At 37.4% G+C, this 3,865-nt stretch carries 6 protein-coding genes; 2 read left to right on the forward strand and 4 right to left on the reverse strand.

Features of this window, described 5'->3' with window-relative positions; genetic code table 11:
• Positions 1-35 precede the first annotated feature (35 nt).
• The 4 genes from AACT19_RS22760 to AACT19_RS22775 form a co-directional block, all read right to left on the reverse strand.
• Complete coding sequence (locus AACT19_RS22760; protein WP_076648924.1) at positions 36-902, reverse strand: hypothetical protein; 867 nt, start codon at positions 900-902, stop codon at positions 36-38.
• A 217-nt stretch (positions 903-1,119) separates the two neighbouring features.
• Positions 1,120-1,425 carry a hypothetical protein gene (locus tag AACT19_RS22765; protein ID WP_076648926.1) on the reverse strand — a complete coding sequence of 102 codons (306 nt, stop codon included), beginning with the start codon at positions 1,423-1,425 and terminating at the stop codon, positions 1,120-1,122.
• Positions 1,426-2,034: 609 nt separating this feature from the next.
• Positions 2,035-2,337 (reverse strand): type II toxin-antitoxin system RelE/ParE family toxin, encoded by a 303-nt coding sequence (locus AACT19_RS22770; RefSeq protein ID WP_076648928.1) that lies wholly within the window; start codon positions 2,335-2,337, stop codon positions 2,035-2,037.
• Positions 2,337-2,597 (reverse strand): type II toxin-antitoxin system Phd/YefM family antitoxin, encoded by a 261-nt coding sequence (locus tag AACT19_RS22775; RefSeq protein ID WP_069592148.1) that lies wholly within the window; start codon positions 2,595-2,597, stop codon positions 2,337-2,339. Before AACT19_RS22775 ends, AACT19_RS22770 begins: the two co-directional genes overlap by 1 nt.
• Before the next feature lie 215 nt (positions 2,598-2,812).
• Here AACT19_RS22775 and AACT19_RS22780 point away from each other — a divergent pair, with 215 nt between their 5' ends.
• On the forward strand, positions 2,813-3,367 hold the full coding sequence (locus tag AACT19_RS22780; protein ID WP_048666176.1) for a recombinase family protein: 555 nt from the start codon (positions 2,813-2,815) through the stop codon (positions 3,365-3,367).
• A gap of 184 nt (positions 3,368-3,551) precedes the next feature.
• Positions 3,552-3,821 (forward strand): hypothetical protein, encoded by a 270-nt coding sequence (locus AACT19_RS22785; protein WP_076648930.1) that lies wholly within the window; start codon positions 3,552-3,554, stop codon positions 3,819-3,821.
• The last annotated feature ends 44 nt before the right edge of the window (positions 3,822-3,865 follow it).

Genomic DNA, 3,865 nt, shown 5'->3' on the forward strand with positions numbered 1-3,865 from the left:
CATTATCTGATTATTTGCAATAACTCAGTTTGAAGCTACTTATCATCAAGTATTAATATAATATTCTGTATTAGATTTGGTAACATATCTGAACATTTATCATCACTTAATTTTTTAGTTTCCCTGAGGTCTTTTATATTGTCTACTTTATTTATTATACCATCATCTCTCAATTGATATTTTCCGTGTACATATACCCAATCCTGGCTATTTAAAGGAGATATACTTCTTCGTTGTGCAATTCGGGTTAAATCGACAGATATTGCATTTAGTAATGTTGGTGAATCGTCTCCATTGTTAAAGCGTACCATATTCTGGTAAGTTCTGCGCAGAATATGAAAATATGCTTCACCAACTACTACATTGGCATTACTTTCGAAACCCTCTCCTGGATCATCCGAACGCTCATTTGGACCAATGAATAAATTTCCAGGGAGCCATACATAGAATTGTTCGAATGTATCAAATCCTTGTGCCATTACATAACCTCCAGGTCTTGCAAAGGCATATCGATGAGCAAGAGCTAAGTTTCCTGCATCGACGATATCATTACCAAGATTTCCACAATCTACATTATTTCCACTCGCATAAAAGCGTAGATTATCTGAGTAGGTGGTAAAAAAGCCTCCTATATTAGAAAAACGGTTGAGCTCTGCAAGCCTATTGTAAAAACTTCGTAATACGTTGAATGGTATAATGTGATGTCTAGACACGGTTACTGGATACTCTGGCCCAAAACCCTGTTCGGTTAAATCTGTATTGTAGTTATCCATAGCAGGATATGGGACCGATGGTCTAGCTCCAATGTTAAGCTCAAAAGTGCCAATAGGAAGGTTTTCATCTGGGTTTGCTAAAGCAACAATTGGAATTAGCAACAATAAAAAAATATTAAATCTACTCATGGCTCAGGTCTCTTTGCTTTGCATCCCTTATATATTGGGATTGTTGCAAATAATCCTAGATAGGCAGAGCAATGCCCCGCCTATCCAGCAATTTAACTTGTATCTCATTAACTTTACATCACCCTTGATTTGTCCCTAAGTCTGGGTAGTATTCCTCTAGACGTAGAGAGGTCAATCAAGTCAATGCCAGATTTTAATTCTTAAGATATCTCTATTATTACATATCAAGCGTTACAACATTGCCATCATAACATCCGGACTTTAAATGCTTTATATTCATATTAAGTATGTATGCAGTTTTTAACATTGACATCATCATAGATTCACTACTATGACCTCTACACTGACCATTTGACCAAGTAATGTAGTATGTAGTCTGTTCACTACTTGTAGAATACGCAGCTGATAAAGACTCAATCTTTACATTATAGAAATCAACTTCTTCTGCATGTACTGTCAGAGAGAATATGAACGCTAACAGTAGCAAACTTCCTGCCATTATTTTTTTAAACACATGTTTCATAATGTTAATCCTTATATATTGCATAATACAAAGTTATTTCCCAAATAAGTCATCTAGATCGAGTGCTGTGAATGTTTTATCTAATATATTTATTGGTATATCTACGTGCCAATAATGAACTGTATTATAACCATTTAACTTGAAGGTGCAAGTTTCAATATCTGAAAATTATCCGTAATTCTGGAACCACCTTCTCAAGTTTTTTATAGTGTTTACGAACANNGAAATGAAAAAAAGGCAGACTTTCAGTCTGCCTTTTTGAGTCACAAGAGATTACTATCAAATCAAATGGAAGGTGATTTATGAATGTGACTCTATGCTTATGTGCGGATTATGTTTGAAAAATCAATAACCATGTGATGATTTATTTAACGTCATTGTACTTAATCCGCACCATAGCCTAACCTTTGGCTAGTGTGATTTATATCTTCACAACTAACCTTGCCGTAGCTGTAGTTATCGTTGGCTTCCTAATCTAGCAAAGGCGCTAGCACGTTTTTTCCAAATATCATTTAGCCTCGTTCTTACTCAGTAGGCTTTACTCCTTAATCATTATTGCAATGATTAAGGATCTCTATTTAGTGAATGTCCATTAGGGTTTTAATTATATTAAGACAGTTGTGAAAAGTGCTTAGCCGGAGACATGTGCTTACTAAGAACGGCTGTAATAATTATGTGCTCTTGTTTCTGGATGTAATAAATCACATGGCGCTTTAAAGGGAAACGGAAGTAGTTTTGGCCCACCTCAGAAACTTCTATGCCGAGCAACTTGTTGTTCGCCAGTAATTCCATTGATTGCTTTAGTTCTGAAAAGTAAGTAGTCCACTGTGCTTGCCCCCATCGCTCTAATGTATAGCGACGAATCTCAATCAGATCAGATTGAGCTGCAGAAGAAAGCTTATAGTGCGTCATTAATCAAACTTATCTTGGTTAAGTGCATTCATGAAATCGTCACCGTCGACTAGGTTATCTGATAGAGCATCGACTTCTGCTTGTTCGAAGCGTGATTTCACCACCATCAATTTCAATGCTTCAAGTTGTTCATATTCTTCACACGACATCATCACCGCAACGGGTGAACCATTCTTATTAATTTGTATAGGTTCACGTTGAACTTTCATTAATAAGTCACCAAATTTGGTTTTAGCTGTATTCGCAGTAAGTGATTGCATAATATTCCCCTTTTCGCTCATTATAAACGAATCGAACGATTTGACCAGTTTGTATGATTCTTCTATTGGGTTTAATCTAGTGTGGTGTCCATTAAGGTGTAACTTTATGGACATTGCTCACAATCATCTAATAACTGTTCAGTTAGTCTTTATAATTTAAAGTGAACATGTACACTTGAGTATCAATATCTTTAAGTTCACTTTTAGGCCATTTTATGAAAATTGGTTATGCTCGTGTTAGCACCCAAGACCAAACGCTCGATGTTCAACTTGAACAGCTTAAACGTATTGGTTGTGACAAAATTTACCAAGAGCAAGCGAGCGGTAAATCCTCTGATAGAGAGCAGCTTAACCTGTTGCTGGATTTTGCAAGGGAGGGAGATGTTATTCATGTTACCAAAGTCGACCGCATTGCTCGAAATACCATTGATGCTTTGCAAATTGCCGATCAGCTAGCGCAAAAGAAAGCGGGTTTGGTGTTTCATGATTTGGGGGATTTAGATATCAATAGCGATGTAGGTAGAGTCATTTATACGACCATATCGGCGTTTGCTGAAATGGAAAGAAAACGAATATTACAGCGTTGTAATGAAGGCAGAGAGCGTGCTCGCTCTGAGGGGAGGCATCTTGGCCGATTTCCTAATAAGACGCTTCATACACGTATTCAAGAGCTTGCAGGCCAAGGAATGAACAAGCATGCGATCAGTAAAGAGTTAGAGTGCAGTAGGACTACGGTCTATAAGGTTCTAGGAAAAAATATCTCTCTTTAGAATCGCGAACAAAGCTGTTCTTTAAATGAGTAAAGAGCTGACTGACGTTGCTTCGCTCTGTCGGCTTCATACTGACTCTACATGCAAACATATAGCAGCCAGCACGAACCTATCCCTTGATGAAATAAATAAATTTTCAGAATTTTAATTTAATTATTGTTGCAATGATTAAGAGGCAGAGAGAATGAAAAGAGCAAGAATGAGCCAGGTTCAAAAAGAGGTCTTAAGATGTTTGGCCAAGGCGTTCATCAAAGGAGTAAAAGAAGGTAAGTCAACCGTCATCAACCTGGCCGTCAATCAAGTGCTTGGGAGAGATATTCACCCGAACAACTTCCGAGTTTCATGTAAAGCTCTTGAAGAGTGTGGACTGGTTGTGCGCAAAAAAGTGGATCTAGATTGGTACATCAATATAACGCCAGATGGGTTTGATAAGGCACTCACCTGGCTTGATTAAACGATGCTTATGAAACTCATTTTTGGACAAAAGTGAGTTAGCGC

The organism is Vibrio sp. 10N.222.47.A9, assembly GCF_963872585.1.
GTDB classification, from domain to species: Bacteria; Pseudomonadota; Gammaproteobacteria; order Enterobacterales; family Vibrionaceae; genus Vibrio; species Vibrio splendidus.